This window comes from Polaromonas sp., from assembly GCF_030689685.1.
Lineage (GTDB): Bacteria > Pseudomonadota > Gammaproteobacteria > Burkholderiales > Burkholderiaceae_C > Polaromonas.
Window position 1 is genome coordinate 16,657 of record NZ_JAUYEY010000025.1, and the last position, 15,481, is coordinate 32,137.

Below are 15,481 nucleotides of genomic sequence, written 5' to 3' on the forward strand. Positions count from 1 at the left end.
GAGGGTTAGGGTGAGGGCTCCCCGTGCTTTTAGGTGATTCAAGAAGCGGCAAGCTCGCCGACAACATCGCCGGTTTCGGCCGCGCCCTGCGCCGCGCCGGTGTCAAGGTGGACAGCCAGCGTATTGGCCTGGCCAAGGAAGCGGCGCTGGCCGTCGGCATCAGTGAACGGGAAGACCTGGGCGCTGCGTTTGAAGCCGTGATGATCAGCCGCGAGCAGGACCGCCTAGTGTTTCGCGAGTTGTTTGACATTTATTTTCAGGATCCGAAAGTCGCCAACAAGCTGCTGTCGCAATTGCTGCCCAGCGCCGAAGGCAAGGCCGAACCCAGCAAACGCCGGCCGCGCGTGCGTGAAGCGCTGGCGCCGCAAAAGGCTTTTGGCCAGCAGGCTAAACCCGCGACCGAAGACCAGAAGGTCGAGTTTGACGCCGTCATGACGGCCAGTGACATAGAGCGCCTGCAACACGCCGACTTCAATGCCCTGTCGGCCACCGAATACCGGCTGGTCGAGCGCCTGGCGCGCGACATCAAGCTGCCCCTGCCGATGTTTGCCTCGCGCCGCAGCCGGCCCGCCAGCAGCGGTACGCGCATGCATTGGCCCGGCGTGATGCACCAGGCCGCGCGCACCGGCGGCGAGTTGATACACCTGCCCCGTTTGGCCCGGCGTGAGCAGGCCCTGCCTTTGCTGGTGCTGGTCGATGTGTCGGGCTCGATGGAGCGTTATGCGCGGCTGTTGCTGGCCTTTTTGCATGCTGCCACGCGGCGCCACCCGCAGCGCGATGTGTTTGCCTTTGGCATGCACCTGACCGATCTCACGCCGGCCTTCCGCCAGGCCGATACCGACGAGATGCTGGCGCACGCCAGCGCGGCGATTGAAGACTTTGCCGGCGGCACCCAGTTGGGCGCATCGCTGGCCAGCCTGCGCGAGAAACATGCGCGCCGCCTGGTCGGGCGCCGCACCATCGTCCTGGTCATCAGCGACGGCCTGGACACCGGCGAGCCGGCCGACCTGGCGCGCGAGCTGGGCTGGCTGCGCCGGCGCAGCCGCCGCTTGCTCTGGCTCAACCCGCTGCTGCGTTTTGACGGCTACGCACCGCTGGCCCGTGGCGCGGCGGTGATACATGCCCACGCGCACGGCATGCTGGCGGTTCACAACCTGAGCAAGCTGGAGGAACTGGCAGCCAGTCTGGCGGCTCTGATGAAGAAGTAATTCACGCTCACTGAGCAAACAGCCAAAGAAAAGGGAAAAAAACAATGGACATGCAAGGAAGCCGCCAGCTCGCGGTCACACAACAACAGGCCTGGGATGCGCTGAATGACCCGGCCGTGCTCAAGGTCTGCATCCCCGGCTGCGACAAGGTCGAGGCCATTGGCGAGAGCCAGTACGCGATTGCAATGGCCCTGAAGATCGGCCCGGTGTCGGCCAAATTCACCGGCAAGATCACGCTCAGCGATATCAACCCGCCGGCCAGCTACAAGTTGTCGTTTGACGGGCAAGGCGGTGTCGCCGGTTTCGGCAAGGGCAGCGCCGAAGTGACATTGACGCCCAACGACGATGGCTGCGAATTGGCTTACACCGTGCATGCCTCGGTCGGTGGCAAGGTCGCCCAGCTCGGGCAGCGCCTGATTGATGGAGCGGCCAAGTCGATGGCCGAAGATTTTTTCAAACGTTTTGATGGCGAAATGCAGCGCCAGCATCCCGCCAGTTATGCCGCCAAAATGGTGATGGGTGAGGTGGAAACCGGAACACCGATGGCTCCGCAGAAGCCGGGCATTCCGGTGTGGGTGTGGGTCGTTGGCGCCGCAGTGCTGGCGCTGGCGGCCTGGCTGGGTAGCTGAGCGGGCTGCCACCACTTCGGCAATAAAAAGGAAAGCAGATGGAAAACCTCGATGTCATGGTGCTGCGTACCCTGCGCGACTGGCGCCAGGCGGGCAAACGTGCGCTGCTGGCCACCGTGGTGCGCACCTGGGGCTCGTCGCCGCGCCCGGTTGGCTCCATCATGGCGCTGTGCGAAGACGGCGCGGTGGTCGGCTCGGTGTCGGGCGGCTGCATCGAAGACGACCTGATCTACCAGCACACCCAGGCCTATGCCTCAGCCAGTTCTGCCGGCACAGGCGGCAAGGCCATTCCGTCCGGACCGCCGACCTTTGTCAAGTACGGCATCACCGCCGACGAGGCGCACCGTTTCGGCCTGCCCTGCGGCGGCACGCTGGAGCTTCTGCTCGAATACGATCCCGAGGCTGGCGCGCTGGCCGAACTGGTGCAGGCCCTGGAAGCTGGTCAACTGATGCAGCGCAACGTGCGGCTCACCGATGGCGCGGTGACGCTGGCCCCCGCCACGGCGCCGGCCGAACTCGGCGTCACCTCGCTGGCGCTGGTCAACACCTTCGGGCCCGAATACCGCATGTTGCTGATAGGCGCTGGCCAGCTCACCGAATACCTGGCAACCATGGCGCTGTTCAGCGGTTTTGCCGTCACCGTGTGTGACCCGCGCGAAGAGTACCGCAGCGCCTGGTCTGTGGCGGGCGCCAAAGTGCTCAGCGACATGCCCGACGATGTGGTCATCGCCTTCAAGCCCGACAGGCGCAGCTGTGTGATTGCACTCACGCACGACCCCAAGCTCGACGACCTGGCGCTGATGGAGGCGCTAACCACCGACGCGTTTTACATAGGCGCCATCGGATCACGACGCAACAACGAGACCCGCCACCAACGCATGACAGAACACTTCGGCCTCACCGAAGACGCTTTGGCGCGCCTGCGCGGCCCCATCGGCATCTACATCGGCAGCAAGACCCCGCCAGAAATTGCCGTCAGCGTGATGGCCGAAGTGCTGGCCGTGAAAAACGGCGTGGTGCTGCCGCGCGACATGGAAGTGGCGCAGGCCAAAAACGAGCGTGCTGTGTTTGGCAACGATGCGGGTGAGTTGGTGTGTGGGGTGGCGCGAGCTCCGGATTGATTTGCGGTTCCCAGAGCTTCTTGGGGGGAAAAACACCCAGATCGGAAGGCTCAGGCATGAAAGGGGACCGCCTCGAACTATTTTCGAAATACCATCGTTAATCGACGCAACAGACGAGGCCAGCACAATGGCCTTGTTCTCCTGATTTTTTTACGAGAGAGACTGACATGGCCTATACAGAAAAATTCCAGAAACTTGCCGATACCGCACGTTTGCGGGTAGAGGAAGTGTTGCCTGAACAGGTAGACGCTTTGCTGGCCGCAGGCGCGGTTGCGCTGGATATCCGGGACAAGGAGGAACACGATGCGGACCATATCGCCGGTTCGCTGCATGTCAGTCGCGGCAAGCTGGAGATGAACATCGAGGAGGTGATCCCCGATCTGGACGCCACGATTCTCTGCTATTGCAACGCCTTCAATCGGGGTGCACTGTCGGCGGATACCCTGCGCAGCATGGGTTATAAAAACGCCAGGTTCATTGCTGGCGGCCTGAAGGCCTACCGCAAGCGGACTTGACCAGCCTGAAAGAAATTCGAGGCAAGCGCCGTTTACACGCCTCCGCGTTTTTTTAGTAGTGAAATCAGCCTCCAGCCCATACGCTGCGGGCGCAACAAGCTATTAAAAAAATAGCAATGGTGGCCGCTATTCAAAAATCAGGGGAGGCATATGGATCGAACCGAGCGCTTCTACAAAATCGAAAAGCTGCTGCGCCAGCACAAAATTGTCAGCTTTGCGGCCTTGCAGGCAGCGCTTGAAGTCTCCCGCGCCACGCTCAAACGCGACCTCGACTACCTGCGCAACCGCCTGAACGCACCGATTGAATGGAGCCGCGCGGCAGGCGGCTACCGATTCACGGCACCCGCTGACCCGGCCAGCGCTGCGCATGAACTGCCGGGCCTGTGGTTCTCATCCACCGAAATCCATGCCTTGCTGACCATGCAGCACCTGTTGTCCAACCTGGACGCCGGTGGCCTGCTGACCCACCATGTGGCTCCGCTGATGAATCGGCTCAATGCGCTGCTGGGTGGGGCAGAAACGGAAGCGGTCCAGGTGCGCCACCGCGTGCGCATCATTGGTCTGGCGCAGCGCTCTGTGCAGCCCCAGCACTTCCAGCGCGTGGGCACGGCCCTGGTGCAGCGCAAGCGCCTGGCGCTCACCTATACCGCGCGCGGCACCGGCCAAGCGACCGAGCGCGAAGTCTCGCCGTTGCGGCTGGTGCATTACCGCGACAACTGGTATCTGGACGCATGGTGCCACCTGCGGCGCGGCCTGCGCAACTTTGCCGTCGATGCGATTACCGACGCCCACCTGCTCGACACCCCCGCCAAAGAAGTGAGCGATGCCAAACTCGATGCCCTGTTCGGCCCCAGCTACGGCATCTTCTCGGGCAGCCGCATCCGCTGGGCGCGCCTGCGCTTCACGCCCGAACGCGCCCGCTGGGTGGCAAGCGAGCAATGGCATCCGCAGCAAGAGGGAAAGCTGCAAGCCGACGGCAGCTACCTGCTGCGCCTGCCCTACGCCGACCACCGCGAACTCATCATGGACATCCTCAAACACGGCACCCACTGCGAAGTGCTGGGGCCGCCCAGCCTGCGGCAAGCGGTGGCAGAGGAGGTGGGGAAGATGGGGGAGAAATATTTTTGAGTGAGGGGGGGAGTGGGTCATCTGGTGAACCTTTGCAGGGTTAAGCTGCGTGCAGATCAAAGTTTTCAGGGAGAAAACAATCGTGTCGGAACCATTGGCTCACTCGGGCGGGCATTTGTTGGCAGCGCATCTGCAGTCGGTTGCTGGCATTGCGGCGGGTTTTTCTGAAGCGTTTGAACCAGCAACGCTCACCCAACGCTGGGCCTATCTGGCTGGCTTGTGGCATGACTTGGGTAAGTACCGTCCCGGATTCCAGCGTTACCTCTTGCAATCAGACAACCCGGATGCCCACATTGAAGGCAAGGTAGGCGGACGCGAAAAGACGCATTCAGCAGCCGGTGCCTTGTGGGCCATGCGCAAGTTGGGTGAAGCGCACGGGCCGAACGGGGCTCTGGCCGCACGCGTTCTGGCTTATCTCATCGCCAGCCACCATGCAGGTTTGTATGACTGGGACGGAGGGTTGAAAGAGCGTCTAGAGGAAGCCGATTGCCAGACCGAGCTACAGGAATCGCTGGCCGAAAATCCACCTGAAAGCATTCTCAATCATGGCGATTTTGTTCCCAGCTTGAACCAGATTCCCGGCGGTTCAGCCGGATTCGCGTTATGGGTTCGGCTGCTGTTTTCCTGTCTGGTGGATGCCGATTTTCTGGACACAGAGGCGCATTTTGATGCGGGCAAGCCTGCCAGGCGCGAAGGCTTCCCGACGCTGGATCAAATGCTTGCCGCTTTTGATGAGCACATGGTGGCCAAGGCGGCGTCAGCCAGCGCAACCCCGGTGAACACTTTGCGCGCCGACATCCTGCGCCAGTGCCGAGAAAAGGCAGCGTTGCCCCCTGGCTTCTTTTCACTCACCGTGCCCACCGGGGGCGGCAAGACTCTGTCCAGTCTGGCGTTCGCGCTGAAGCACGCGCAGGCGCATGGCAAACGCCGCGTGATCTACGCCATCCCCTACACCAGCATCATTGAACAGACGGCAGACGTGTTTCGCGAAGTGTTCAAAGCGCTGGGCGATGAAGTGCTCATTGAGCACCACAGCCAAGCCGATGCCGCAGAGAAAGACGAGACCGCCCGCAGCCGCCTGGCCTGTGAGAACTGGGATGCGCCGCTGGTCGTGACCACCAACGTGCAGTTGTTCGAGTCATTGTTTGCTGCCAAAACATCCCGCTGCCGCAAGCTGCACAACCTGGTGGGCAGCGTCATCGTGCTGGACGAAGCCCAGCAACTGCCGCCCGAGTTTTTACAGCCGATTCTGGATGCGCTGAACCTGCTGGTGAAGCACTATGGCGTGACCGTGGTGCTGTGTACCGCCACCCAGCCCGCGCTGAACACGACGGACTATTTCGATGCCAGTAACAACCTGCGTGGACTGGAAAACGTGCGGGAAATCATTGACGACCCCGATGTCCTGTTTGATGCGCTCAAACGGGTGAAGGTTGAACTGCCACCAGACTGGAACATATCCACCCCCTGGGCCGACATTGCCACTCAACTCGCGGCAGAAGACTGTGTGCTGGCCATCGTCGGCACCCGGAAAGCCGCCCGCGAATTGCAGCGTTTGTTGCCGCCTGACACCTTGCACTTGTCGGCCCTCATGTGCGGCGCGCATCGCAAAGTGGTCATCGACCAGATCAAGGCACGCCTCAAAGCCAAGCGCGAGGGGCACGACCTGCGACCGTTGCGGGTGGTCAGCACCCAGTTGGTCGAGGCCGGGGTGGACATTGATTTTCCCGTGGTTTATCGCGCCTTGGCCGGGCTGGACTCGATTGCGCAGGCAGCGGGGCGCTGCAACCGCGAAGGACGACTGGACGGCAAGGGCCGCGTCGTCGTCTTCGTGCCGCCCGAGCCGCCGCCTTTGGGGCACTTGCGCAAAGGGGCGCAAGCCTGCATCAGCACCTTGCATGGTCAACACGCAGACCCACTGGCACGCGCTTTATTTGCCACCTATTTTCGGCAGTTCTACAGCACCGTCGATCTGGACAGCAAAAAGATCGTGCCCATGCTCAAGGTAGAGCTCAAAACGCTGGGTGTGCAATTCCGCTCAGCAGCCGATGCATTCCGTCTGATTGATGACAAAGACTCAGCCACGGTTGTCGTTCGCTATGCCGAGCACAGCGACGAGATTGAAAAACTGCTCGGACTGCTGGCCGCAAAAGGCCCGACGCGCTGGCTCATGCGAAGCCTCCAGCGCTACACCGTCAGCATCCACAAACGTGTGGCTGACAGGATGCTTATGCAGGGGAGCCTGACGCTGCGCATGCCGGGGCTTTATGTGCAAGTGAATGCGGACAATCTTTATGACCCCTTGCTCGGCTTGAAGCCGGACGATGATTTATACAACCCCGGTGGCTTCGCACCTTGAATGAACGCTATGACCCATTTTTGTCTTGAAGTCTCCGGCCCCTTTGCCTGTTTTACCCGCCCGGAGATGAAGGTGGAGCGCGTCTCTTATGACGTGATGACACCCTCGGCGGCACGCGCCATTTTTGAAGCGATTTTGTGGAAACCGCAAATGCGATGGCGGGTTTCACGAATCGAAGTGCTCAAACCGATTCACTGGGTCAATTTGCGGCGCAACGAAGTTAAAGAAAAAATCCTCACTAGCAACGTCGAACGTGCCATGAAAGAAGGAAAAGGGCAGCTTCACTTGAACATTGAGGACGAGCGGGTGCAACGCGCAGGCTACTTTTTGCGCGATGTCACCTATCGCATCCATGCCGAGTTGTTGCTGACTGGCAAAGGCAGCGACCCGCTCATCAAATACACCGAAATGTTCACCCGCCGCTCCAGCAAAGGCCAGTGCGTGAACCAGCCGTATTTGGGTTGCCGCGAATTTTCAGCCGGGTTCCGCTTGGTCACCGCCGATACGCCACCCGTGCAGCCCATTGCCGATACACGCGATTTGGGTTGGATGCTGCACGACATGGACTACACCCACCCGTCCGACCCGCAACCGCGCTTCTTCAGGGGGCAAATGAACGCGGGTGTGATTGAAGTGCCCCCGTTTGAGGAGGCAGTGGGATGATTCTGCAAGCACTCAATGATTACTACCGCCGCAAGTGCGATGACCCTGACCCCGCGCAGCACCTGCCTTCTTTTGGCCTGGAGCAAAAGGAAATCCCTTTTCTGTTGGAAATCACCGCCGCTGGTGAGCTGGTGCAGCTTATCGACACACGCACACCCAACGGTAAAAAGAAAATCGCCCAAAGTTTTCGGGTGCCGCAAGGGGTGAAAAGAGCCTCTAACATTGCTGCCAATTTGTTGTGGGACACGCTGGAATACGTGCTGGGGGTCGATACCAAAGGCAAACCCGAGCGCGTGGTGAAACAACACACCGCCTTTCGCCAGCGCATTGCCACGTTACCGCCATCGGCACGAGAAGACGCAGGCATTCAAGCCGTGCAGCGATTCTTTGCGCGTATGGCGGCGGACAAGGGCGCAATGATGGCCACCTTGGAGCGCGAGTCCGCGTGGGGGGATGCACTTGCGATCAATGCCATTCTGAGCTTTCGCCTGCACGGCGATGTTAATTTGGTGTGCCAGCGTTCTGCCGTAGTGCAGGCGGCACTGAATGTGCCTGCCTCGGCGGACGAACGTATAGCCATGTGCTTGGTGACTGGCGAACAAGCACCTGTTGAGCGCCTGCACGCCGCCATCAAAGGTGTGTGGGACAAACCGGGCGCTATGGCTCTGAAAAACATCGTCTCCTTCAACGCCCGCGCGTTTGAGTCCTACGGCAAAACCGAACGCCAAGGGGAGAACGCGCCCGTCAGCAAAGCCGTCGCCTTTGCCTACACCACTGCCCTGAATCACCTGCTGCGCAAAGACTCGCCGCAACGCATCCAAATTGGTGACGCCTCTACCGTGTTTTGGGCGGATAAGGCAACTGACCTGGAAACTGCGGTGCCGGATATTTTTGGCGACCGACCCACAGACGACCCGGATGCAAGCGCTAAGGCGGTGCAAGCGCTTTTGTCAGCTGTGCATAAAGAGCATGGCGCAGCTACCGATGAGGCTTTAGCGGACAACCGCTTTCACATCCTCGGGCTGGCACCCAATGCAGCGCGCATCAGCATTCGGTTTTACTACTGCCTGCGCTTGCCGGAGTTGGGCAAGCGCATTGAGCAGCACTTCAAAGACCTTGAAATGGTGCGTAGTGTGCATGGACATGATCCGCAATACCCAAGCCTGAAGCGACTGCTCCAAACGGTTTGTCTGGCAACCAGCAGTCAGCCTTTTGGCGATATTGAGCGCCTACCGTCGAATTTAGGCGGAGCGATTGTGGATGCCATCTTTGCAGGCGAGAACGTGCCCTATCCGGCCCTCTGGCTTAACACCGCAGTGGGGCGTTGCCGCGCAGAGCAAGCGAAGAAAACGCAGCAGGGTACGCAGGCGCAAAACGTCCCATACGCCCGCGCTGCTGTGATTAAGGCCTGTCTCAATCGGCAGATACGCAGAGCAAATCTTTCAGCGCCAGAACACTTACTTGAAAAGGAGTTTTTACCCATGCTTGATCGCACAAATATCAATCCCGGATACCTGTTGGGTCGGCTGTTTGCCGTACTTGAGCGCATCCAGGAAACCGCGGCTGGTGGAGGTGGAAAGCTGAACTCCACCATTCGAGATAAATACTACGGCGCGATGGCGAGTTCACCCGGAATAGTTTTCCCGACTTTGGACAAACTAAAAATTGCTCACTTAAAGAAATTGCCGTGGGGCCAAAAGGAGTGGTTTGACAAGTTGGTCTGCGAAATTTTGAGTGACCTTCCCGACGTTCCAAGGCAGCTTTCCCTGCCCGATCAAGGCCGCTTTGCGCTGGGTTACTACCACCAGCGTCAAGATTTTTTCAGTAAAAAGCCAGACGACTCAACCAAAACCGAAGGAGCATCCGCATGACCACCACCCACCCACTCGCCAACCGCTACGACTTTGTTCTCATCATGGACGTGAAAGACGGCAACCCCAATGGCGACCCTGATGCCGGCAACATGCCGCGCCTGGATGCCGAATCCGGCCACGGCCTGATGACGGATGTATCGCTAAAACGCAAGGTGCGTAATTTTGTGGGGCTGGTGAAAGACCAAGACCAACGCGACCCGCTGGATGGCGAAAAACGGTTTGAAATTTATGTGCGGGAAAAAGCGGTGCTGAACCTGCAGCACGATCGCGCCTATTCCGCATTAAAACTGGCTGTAGCCCCCGAGGAGCAAGCGCAAGAAGCTACTGATAACGTAGCAGAAGTAGCGCCGGTTGCCGATGCCAAAAAGAAGCCCACCAAAAAGGAAAACCGCAAAGGCAGTGCCAATGAAGTGGGTCTTGCCCGGGACTGGATGTGCCAGAACTTCTTTGACGTTCGCACCTTTGGCGCAGTCATGTCCACGGGCAAGAACTGCGGCCAGGTTCGCGGCCCAGTTCAGATTACGTTTGCCCGCTCGGTTGAGCCGGTGGTGGCCCTGGAGCATTCACTAACAGTCTGTGCAGCACGTACAGACCCAGAAATCTCTGGCAAAACAATTGAGCAACAGACAGGCATACAAGGCCGCAAACACACGGTGCCCTATGGCGTGTATGTTGCGCATGGGTTTGTATCCTCATTTCTCGCCAAGCAAACCGGGTTTGGCGAAGACGATTTGGAACTGCTGTGGCAAGCGTTGACGCAAATGTTTGAGCATGATCGCTCCGCCGCACGCGGCGAAATGTCCACACGCGGACTGTACGTGTTCAAGCATGACTGCGAACTGGGCAACGCGCCATCGCATGCCTTGTTTGACAAGCTCAAAGTCGCCCAAGCGAACCCCGGTGAAGTGGCTCGCAGCTTTGATGCGTACCGCGTGGCGTTTGACGACAAAGCTTTGCAAGTCGGTGATTCGATGGCACCTGCGCCCGGTGTGACTTTGACCCGAAAATGCTGATGTGCGTTGGGAGTAAACGATGAAAATCCTGCCCACCCAATTTGACGGCAAATCCATTCGCCGCGTGTACGACGAAGACACTGAAACCTGGTGGTTTTCAGTAACTGACGTTATCCAGGTGCTGACGGACAGTAATAACGCGCGGCGGTACTGGTCTGACCTCAAGCGAAAACTTGCGCAAGAAGCGGGGTCAGAGCAACCGTACGAAAAAATCGTACAGTTGAAATTAACCGCCCCGGACGGCAAACAGCGTGACACTGACTGCGCCGAAGCCGGGACTCTGCTTCGCATCGTCCAATCCGTCCCCAGCCCCAAGGCCGAGCCCATCAAACTCTGGCTGGCTAAGGTGGGCTATGAGCGCATGCAAGAGATGGCCGACCCGGCCCTGTCGCTGGACCGGGCGCGTCAGACCTGGCAGCAGCATGGGCGCAGCGACAAGTGGATTCAGCAACGCATGACCGGGCAGGAAACGCGCAACAAGCTCACCGACTACTGGCGCGGCCACGACATCAAGGAAGGCAGTGAGTTTGCCATTCTTACCAACATCATTCATCAGGAATGGTCCGGGGTGAGTGTCAATGAACACAAGGGGATGAAGGGCCTGAAAAGTCAGAACCTGCGCGACCACATGAGCGAGGCAGAACTGATTTTTACGGCGTTGGCCGAGCTGTCCACGCGGCAGATCTCTGAAAACGTGAAAGCCACCGGCATGCAGCAAAACCAAACCGCCGCCAAGGCCGGGGGCCGTATTGCTCGTCAGGCCCGCAATCAGTTGGAAAACCAGACCGGGAAGTCGGTGGTGTCGGGCAGCAATTACCTGCCGCCGGCGGCCAAAAAGATCAAAAAGACCTTGAAGGCACCGCGCAAAGCCTAAGGTGTCGGTATTTGGAAAAGATCAATAGTCAACGCAAATGATCTACCGTCGTTCCGCCCAATACCCCGGCCTGCGGCTTTGGTGGGCGATGGCGAGCACTCGGACAAATTCGCCATCTATGCGGAAGAACAGGGTGTACGGGAAGCGCTTGAAGTGCAAGCGCGTTGTCCCGCGTAGGCCGGGGCTGCCCATGCCGGGTTGTTGCGCCGCAAGGTTGGCGACGCGTTTCAGTTCCTGCGTGAATGCGAGGCTTGGAGCTACGCCGCCGTTTTCCCGGTACCAGTGGGCTGCTTCTTCAGCCTCCGCCAGCGCCTCGGAATTGAACGAAACCTGCATCGATCAGCGGGTGTTTTCGATCATGGCGTCCAGCCGCGCAAACACTTCCTCCGCCGGTATCCAGACTGTTCTGCCTGCTTCCATATCCGCCACCCGACGGGCGATTTCTTCGTCCCATGCCTTGGCGATGGCTTGCGGGCTGTCTTCTGGTGTGCCTTCCAGGCTGACGATCAGATGGTGGATGAGCTCACCTCGTTCCTTGGGAGAAAGCTGCAATGCCTGTGCCTCGATTTCTTTCAGGGCTACCGCCATGATTTGCTCCAGAAGATAGGTTTTGACCGCTCATGCTAGCACTACTCGTATGAATGACACAGAGGCTATCCCTCTCTCTGCCCTGCAGCACTGGCACTATTGCCCGCGCCAGTGCGGGCTGATTCATCTGGAGCAGGTGTTTGATGAAAACGTGCACACCCTGCGCGGTCAGGCGGTGCATGCCAAGGTAGATCAGCCTGGTGTGGAAACCGCCAAGGGCCTGCGGGTAGAGCGGGCGTTGCCGCTCTGGCATGACGAACTGGGATTGGTAGGCAAGGCCGATGTGGTCGAGTTCTGGTCGGGCGGTGTGCCTTACCCGGTGGAATACAAACATGGCAGCCGCCACAAGGCCGCTGACATTGCCGCTTGCGACGACATTCAGCTTGCCGCGCAAGCGATGTGCCTGGAGGCAATGACGGGGAAGACTGTCAATGAGGGGGCGATCTTCTACGCCTCTTCAAAGCGGCGGCGCGTGGTGCCCATCACACCGCAACTTCGCGTAGCGGTAGCGCAAACCGCGCAAGCCATTCGCCAGATGTTTGCCACGGCCAAGCTGCCACCGCCGTTGGCGGCTGACCAGGCAGCCAGGCGTTGCAAAGCGTGTTCACTGCTGGAACGGTGTCAGCCTGAAGCCGCACGAACAAACTTTGATGCTGCTCGCGCTGCCCTGTTTGACCCCGACGCGTAGCCCTTTTGTGGGATAGCCATGCAACTGCTCAACACCCTCTACATCACCACGCCAGAAACCTATCTGCGCCTGGACAACGACACCCTGCGTGTTGAAGTGGAGCGCGAAACACGGTTGCGTGTGCCCCTGCACCATTTAACGGCCGTGGTGTGCTTCGGGCACATCAACCTGTCTGCCCCTTTAATGCACCGTCTGGCAGACGAAGGCATTGCCCTGGTATTGCTGAACGACAGCGGGCGTTTCAAGGCCCGACTGGAAGGGGCCGTATCTGGCAACGTGCTGTTGCGCCAGGCCCAGTTTCAGCGTGCGGCAGACCCGGTGTTTACGCTGGATATGGCGCGTGCCTGTGTGGCGGGCAAGATCAAAAATACCCGGCAGGTGCTGCAACGCGGCGCGCGCGAAGCAAAGTCTGAAGACGAAGCCAAGGCGCTCACCCGGCTGGCTGACGACCTGGCCGCCAGTCTGCGTGCGCTGCCCGAAGCCGCCAACCTGGACAGCCTGCGAGGTGTGGAGGGTGAGGCCGCCCGCCAATACTTCAGTGGTCTTAATTTGCTGGTGCGGCCGGATCTGCGCGAGTCTTTCCGCATGGACGGGCGCACCCGCCGCCCGCCGCGTGACCGCCTCAATGCCATGCTGTCGTTTTTGTATGCAATGTGGATGAACGATTGCCGCTCGGCGCTGGAAGCAGCCGGGCTTGATCCGCAGGTCGGGTTCTTGCACGCCTTGCGCCCAGGGCGCGCTGCGTTGGCGCTGGATTTGATGGAAGAGTTTCGCCCCTGGGCCGACCGGCTGGCCCTGACGCTGATTAACCGGGGCCAGCTTTCAGCAGATGATTTTGCGATGCGTGAAGGTGGCGGCGTATCGCTGGAGCCTGATGCGCGCAAAGCCGTGGTGGTGGCTTATCAAGAGAGAAAGCGCGATGAAATCAACCACCCCTTGCTCGCGCAGACCGTGCCCCTGGGCCTGGTGCCTCTGGTGCAGGCACGCTTGCTGGCCCGTGCCTTGCGCGATGAGTGTGCGCCCTACGTGCCGTTCGTGGCGAAGTAAGGACTGATCATGCTGGTACTTGTGTGCTACGACGTGAGTACAGAAACCAAAGCAGGCCGCCGCCGCTTGCGCCGGGTGGCCAAGGTCTGCGAAAGCACAGGCCAGCGGGTGCAAAAATCGGTGTTTGAATGTCAGGTCGATATTGCGCAATTTGAAGCGCTCGAGCGAAAATTGCTGGAAGAAATCGATCCCCAACAAGATTGTTTGCGCTTGTACCGCATGCCAGAGACGCGGGGGTTCGAAGCGCGTGAGTACGGCACTTTCAAGGCGGTGGACTTTGACGGCCCGTTGGTGCTTTGATGCATTTCCAGCTTTCCCGGCAGGCCTGACTGTGCTACTGTCACCACTGCGAACCCCAAGTGATTGTCTTTTCCCTATAAGGTTCGCGCGCTACGCAAGCCATTGATTCAAATGAACTTTCTGCACTACTCCATGCAAGCTCTCGCAGCAATCTGTGGGTGTGTGGTGAGGTTCGCGCAAATGCCCGAAAAATGCGTTTGCCCGCAATACTTTGGGAGCGAAGCGGTTCGCCCGTCAGCGATGACGGGTGCGGATTGAAACCAAACTTGCTACGCCCACACCTTCGACAAAAAGACGGTTCGCCCGTCAGCGATGACGGGTGCGGATTGAAACTGCGCCATCCAGACGCAGAATTTTGTCTTGCCGGTGGTTCGCCCGTCAGCGATGACGGGTGCGGATTGAAACATACTGACCAGCGGTGACAACTCGGTTATAGGTGGTTCGCCCGTCAGCGATGACGGGTGCGGATTGAAACTCAATTTGCATGCAGCGCTACCAGGAGCGGTCCAGGTTCGCCCGTCAGCGATGACGGGTGCGGATTGAAACCTTCTAAAACACCGGCTGAAAGCGCACCCGGCGACGGTTCGCCCGTCAGCGATGACGGGTGCGGATTGAAACCGGTGACAACCGCGCATGGAAGCCAACGCACCTTGGTTCGCCCGTCAGCGATGACGGGTGCGGATTGAAACCGGTACCCGCCGCGCCTCAATCAAGTGCCCGTGCTTGGTTCGCCCGTCAGCGATGACGGGTGCGGATTGAAACAGACGTCTGCACAGGGTCAACCCGGTCCAGAAACGGTTCGCCCGTCAGCGATGACGGGTGCGGATTGAAACCTGCAGGAACAGATCGAACTTGAAGCCGTGGCTGGGGTTCGCCCGTCAGCGATGACGGGTGCGGATTGAAACTTCCGGCACCCTCTTCAAAGCCGCCGAGCGCCTTGGTTCGCCCGTCAGCGATGACGGGTGCGGATTGAAACCACAAGGGCTTGTCGTCAGCCAACACCACGGCGGGGTTCGCCCGTCAGCGATGACGGGTGCGGATTGAAACTGCTGCCAGCTGGGCCTTGGCCTCCTGGCCGGCTTGGTTCGCCCGTCAGCGATGACGGGTGCGGATTGAAACAAGCGCATCGTGCTGGACCCCACCCGGTGGGATGGTTCGCCCGTCAGCGATGACGGGTGCGGATTGAAACGGTGCGCTGGTGGCCATTGTGCTGCTTGACACGGTGGTTCGCCCGTCAGCGATGACGGGTGCGGATTGAAACCGGACATGGAGCGCGGCTTCACCATCCACACCAAGGTTCGCCCGTCAGCGATGACGGGTGCGGATTGAAACGACATCAGATCCGGCACCGTTCCGACCAAATGTTGGTTCGCCCGTCAGCGATGACGGGTGCGGATTGAAACCACCAGCATGAACAGCGGCGGCACGTAGCCTGCAGGTTCGCCCGTCAGCGATGACGGGTGCGGATTGAAAC

At 59.7% G+C, this 15,481-nt stretch carries 15 protein-coding genes and 1 CRISPR repeat array; of the genes, 13 read left to right on the forward strand and 2 right to left on the reverse strand.

Going from position 1 to position 15,481, the window contains the following annotated elements; genetic code table 11:
• Positions 1–23 precede the first annotated feature (23 nt).
• The 10 genes from Q8O29_RS06475 (at position 24) to Q8O29_RS06520 (ending at position 11,384) form a co-directional block, all read left to right on the forward strand.
• The gene (locus Q8O29_RS06475) at positions 24–1,208 is read left to right on the forward strand and encodes a VWA domain-containing protein (RefSeq protein ID WP_305561241.1); all 1,185 of its coding nucleotides are present in this window, start codon (positions 24–26) and stop codon (positions 1,206–1,208) included.
• 44 nt (positions 1,209–1,252) lie between these two features.
• The gene (locus tag Q8O29_RS06480; protein WP_305561242.1) at positions 1,253–1,837 is read left to right on the forward strand and encodes a CoxG family protein; all 585 of its coding nucleotides are present in this window, start codon (positions 1,253–1,255) and stop codon (positions 1,835–1,837) included.
• A gap of 38 nt (positions 1,838–1,875) precedes the next feature.
• Positions 1,876–2,958, forward strand: coding sequence for an XdhC family protein (locus Q8O29_RS06485; RefSeq protein WP_305561243.1), 1,083 nt, complete (start codon positions 1,876–1,878; stop codon positions 2,956–2,958).
• Positions 2,959–3,125: 167 nt separating this feature from the next.
• Positions 3,126–3,473 (forward strand): rhodanese-like domain-containing protein, encoded by a 348-nt coding sequence (locus Q8O29_RS06490; protein WP_305561244.1) that lies wholly within the window; start codon positions 3,126–3,128, stop codon positions 3,471–3,473.
• Positions 3,474–3,623: 150 nt separating this feature from the next.
• Positions 3,624–4,601 carry a YafY family protein gene (locus Q8O29_RS06495; RefSeq protein WP_305561245.1) on the forward strand — a complete coding sequence of 326 codons (978 nt, stop codon included), beginning with the start codon at positions 3,624–3,626 and terminating at the stop codon, positions 4,599–4,601.
• A gap of 82 nt (positions 4,602–4,683) precedes the next feature.
• The gene (locus tag Q8O29_RS06500) at positions 4,684–6,960 is read left to right on the forward strand and encodes a CRISPR-associated endonuclease Cas3'' (RefSeq protein ID WP_305561246.1); all 2,277 of its coding nucleotides are present in this window, start codon (positions 4,684–4,686) and stop codon (positions 6,958–6,960) included.
• Between the two features lie 9 nt (positions 6,961–6,969).
• A complete protein-coding gene (gene cas5c, locus Q8O29_RS06505) occupies positions 6,970–7,623 on the forward strand; it encodes a type I-C CRISPR-associated protein Cas5c (RefSeq protein WP_305561247.1) in 654 nt (217 codons plus the stop codon).
• On the forward strand, positions 7,620–9,494 hold the full coding sequence (gene cas8c / locus Q8O29_RS06510; protein ID WP_305561248.1) for a type I-C CRISPR-associated protein Cas8c/Csd1: 1,875 nt from the start codon (positions 7,620–7,622) through the stop codon (positions 9,492–9,494). The genes cas5c and cas8c overlap by 4 nt, the downstream gene beginning before the upstream one ends.
• Entirely contained in the window at positions 9,491–10,510 is a 1,020-nt protein-coding gene (cas7c, locus tag Q8O29_RS06515; RefSeq protein ID WP_305561249.1) for a type I-C CRISPR-associated protein Cas7/Csd2, read from the forward strand. The genes cas8c and cas7c overlap by 4 nt, the downstream gene beginning before the upstream one ends.
• Before the next feature lie 19 nt (positions 10,511–10,529).
• Positions 10,530–11,384 (forward strand): Bro-N domain-containing protein, encoded by an 855-nt coding sequence (locus Q8O29_RS06520; RefSeq protein ID WP_305561250.1) that lies wholly within the window; start codon positions 10,530–10,532, stop codon positions 11,382–11,384.
• 42 nt (positions 11,385–11,426) lie between these two features.
• Here the strand turns inward: Q8O29_RS06520 and Q8O29_RS06525 are convergent, their stop codons facing one another.
• Together Q8O29_RS06525 and Q8O29_RS06530 are read right to left on the reverse strand one after the other, a co-directional pair.
• On the reverse strand, positions 11,427–11,720 hold the full coding sequence (locus Q8O29_RS06525; RefSeq protein ID WP_305561251.1) for a type II toxin-antitoxin system RelE/ParE family toxin: 294 nt from the start codon (positions 11,718–11,720) through the stop codon (positions 11,427–11,429).
• A 3-nt stretch (positions 11,721–11,723) separates the two neighbouring features.
• The gene (locus Q8O29_RS06530) at positions 11,724–11,972 is read right to left on the reverse strand and encodes an addiction module protein (RefSeq protein ID WP_305561252.1); all 249 of its coding nucleotides are present in this window, start codon (positions 11,970–11,972) and stop codon (positions 11,724–11,726) included.
• A gap of 49 nt (positions 11,973–12,021) precedes the next feature.
• Between Q8O29_RS06530 and cas4 the strand changes: the two genes are divergently transcribed.
• The 3 genes from cas4 to cas2 are packed head-to-tail and all read left to right on the forward strand — an operon-like array spanning position 12,022 to position 14,007.
• Complete coding sequence (gene cas4, locus Q8O29_RS06535; RefSeq protein ID WP_305561253.1) at positions 12,022–12,660, forward strand: CRISPR-associated protein Cas4; 639 nt, start codon at positions 12,022–12,024, stop codon at positions 12,658–12,660.
• Between the two features lie 18 nt (positions 12,661–12,678).
• Positions 12,679–13,707, forward strand: a complete 1,029-nt coding sequence (gene cas1c, locus Q8O29_RS06540) for a type I-C CRISPR-associated endonuclease Cas1c (RefSeq protein ID WP_305561254.1) — start codon at positions 12,679–12,681, stop codon at positions 13,705–13,707.
• Between the two features lie 9 nt (positions 13,708–13,716).
• Positions 13,717–14,007 carry a CRISPR-associated endonuclease Cas2 gene (cas2, locus tag Q8O29_RS06545; protein ID WP_305561255.1) on the forward strand — a complete coding sequence of 97 codons (291 nt, stop codon included), beginning with the start codon at positions 13,717–13,719 and terminating at the stop codon, positions 14,005–14,007.
• Positions 14,008–14,231: 224 nt separating this feature from the next.
• Positions 14,232–15,480: direct repeats of the CRISPR family, unit length 36 nt; unit sequence GGTTCGCCCGTCAGCGATGACGGGTGCGGATTGAAA.
• Position 15,481 lies beyond the last annotated feature (1 nt).

Bases quoted from the DNA above. Each gene is read 5' to 3' on its own strand.
- Q8O29_RS06480 (WP_305561242.1), top strand. From the start codon at position 1,253: ATGGACATGCAAGGAAGCCGCCAGCTCGCGGTCACACAACAACAGGCC.
- Q8O29_RS06525 (WP_305561251.1), bottom strand. From the start codon at position 11,720: ATGCAGGTTTCGTTCAATTCCGAGGCGCTGGCGGAGGCTGAAGAAGCA.
- cas8c (WP_305561248.1), top strand. From the start codon at position 7,620: ATGATTCTGCAAGCACTCAATGATTACTACCGCCGCAAGTGCGATGAC.
- cas7c (WP_305561249.1), top strand. From the start codon at position 9,491: ATGACCACCACCCACCCACTCGCCAACCGCTACGACTTTGTTCTCATC.
- Q8O29_RS06520 (WP_305561250.1), top strand. From the start codon at position 10,530: ATGAAAATCCTGCCCACCCAATTTGACGGCAAATCCATTCGCCGCGTG.
- Q8O29_RS06495 (WP_305561245.1), top strand. From the start codon at position 3,624: ATGGATCGAACCGAGCGCTTCTACAAAATCGAAAAGCTGCTGCGCCAG.
- cas2 (WP_305561255.1), top strand. From the start codon at position 13,717: ATGCTGGTACTTGTGTGCTACGACGTGAGTACAGAAACCAAAGCAGGC.
- Q8O29_RS06485 (WP_305561243.1), top strand. From the start codon at position 1,876: ATGGAAAACCTCGATGTCATGGTGCTGCGTACCCTGCGCGACTGGCGC.
- cas1c (WP_305561254.1), top strand. From the start codon at position 12,679: ATGCAACTGCTCAACACCCTCTACATCACCACGCCAGAAACCTATCTG.
- cas4 (WP_305561253.1), top strand. From the start codon at position 12,022: ATGAATGACACAGAGGCTATCCCTCTCTCTGCCCTGCAGCACTGGCAC.
- Q8O29_RS06530 (WP_305561252.1), bottom strand. From the start codon at position 11,972: ATGGCGGTAGCCCTGAAAGAAATCGAGGCACAGGCATTGCAGCTTTCT.
- Q8O29_RS06490 (WP_305561244.1), top strand. From the start codon at position 3,126: ATGGCCTATACAGAAAAATTCCAGAAACTTGCCGATACCGCACGTTTG.
- cas5c (WP_305561247.1), top strand. From the start codon at position 6,970: ATGACCCATTTTTGTCTTGAAGTCTCCGGCCCCTTTGCCTGTTTTACC.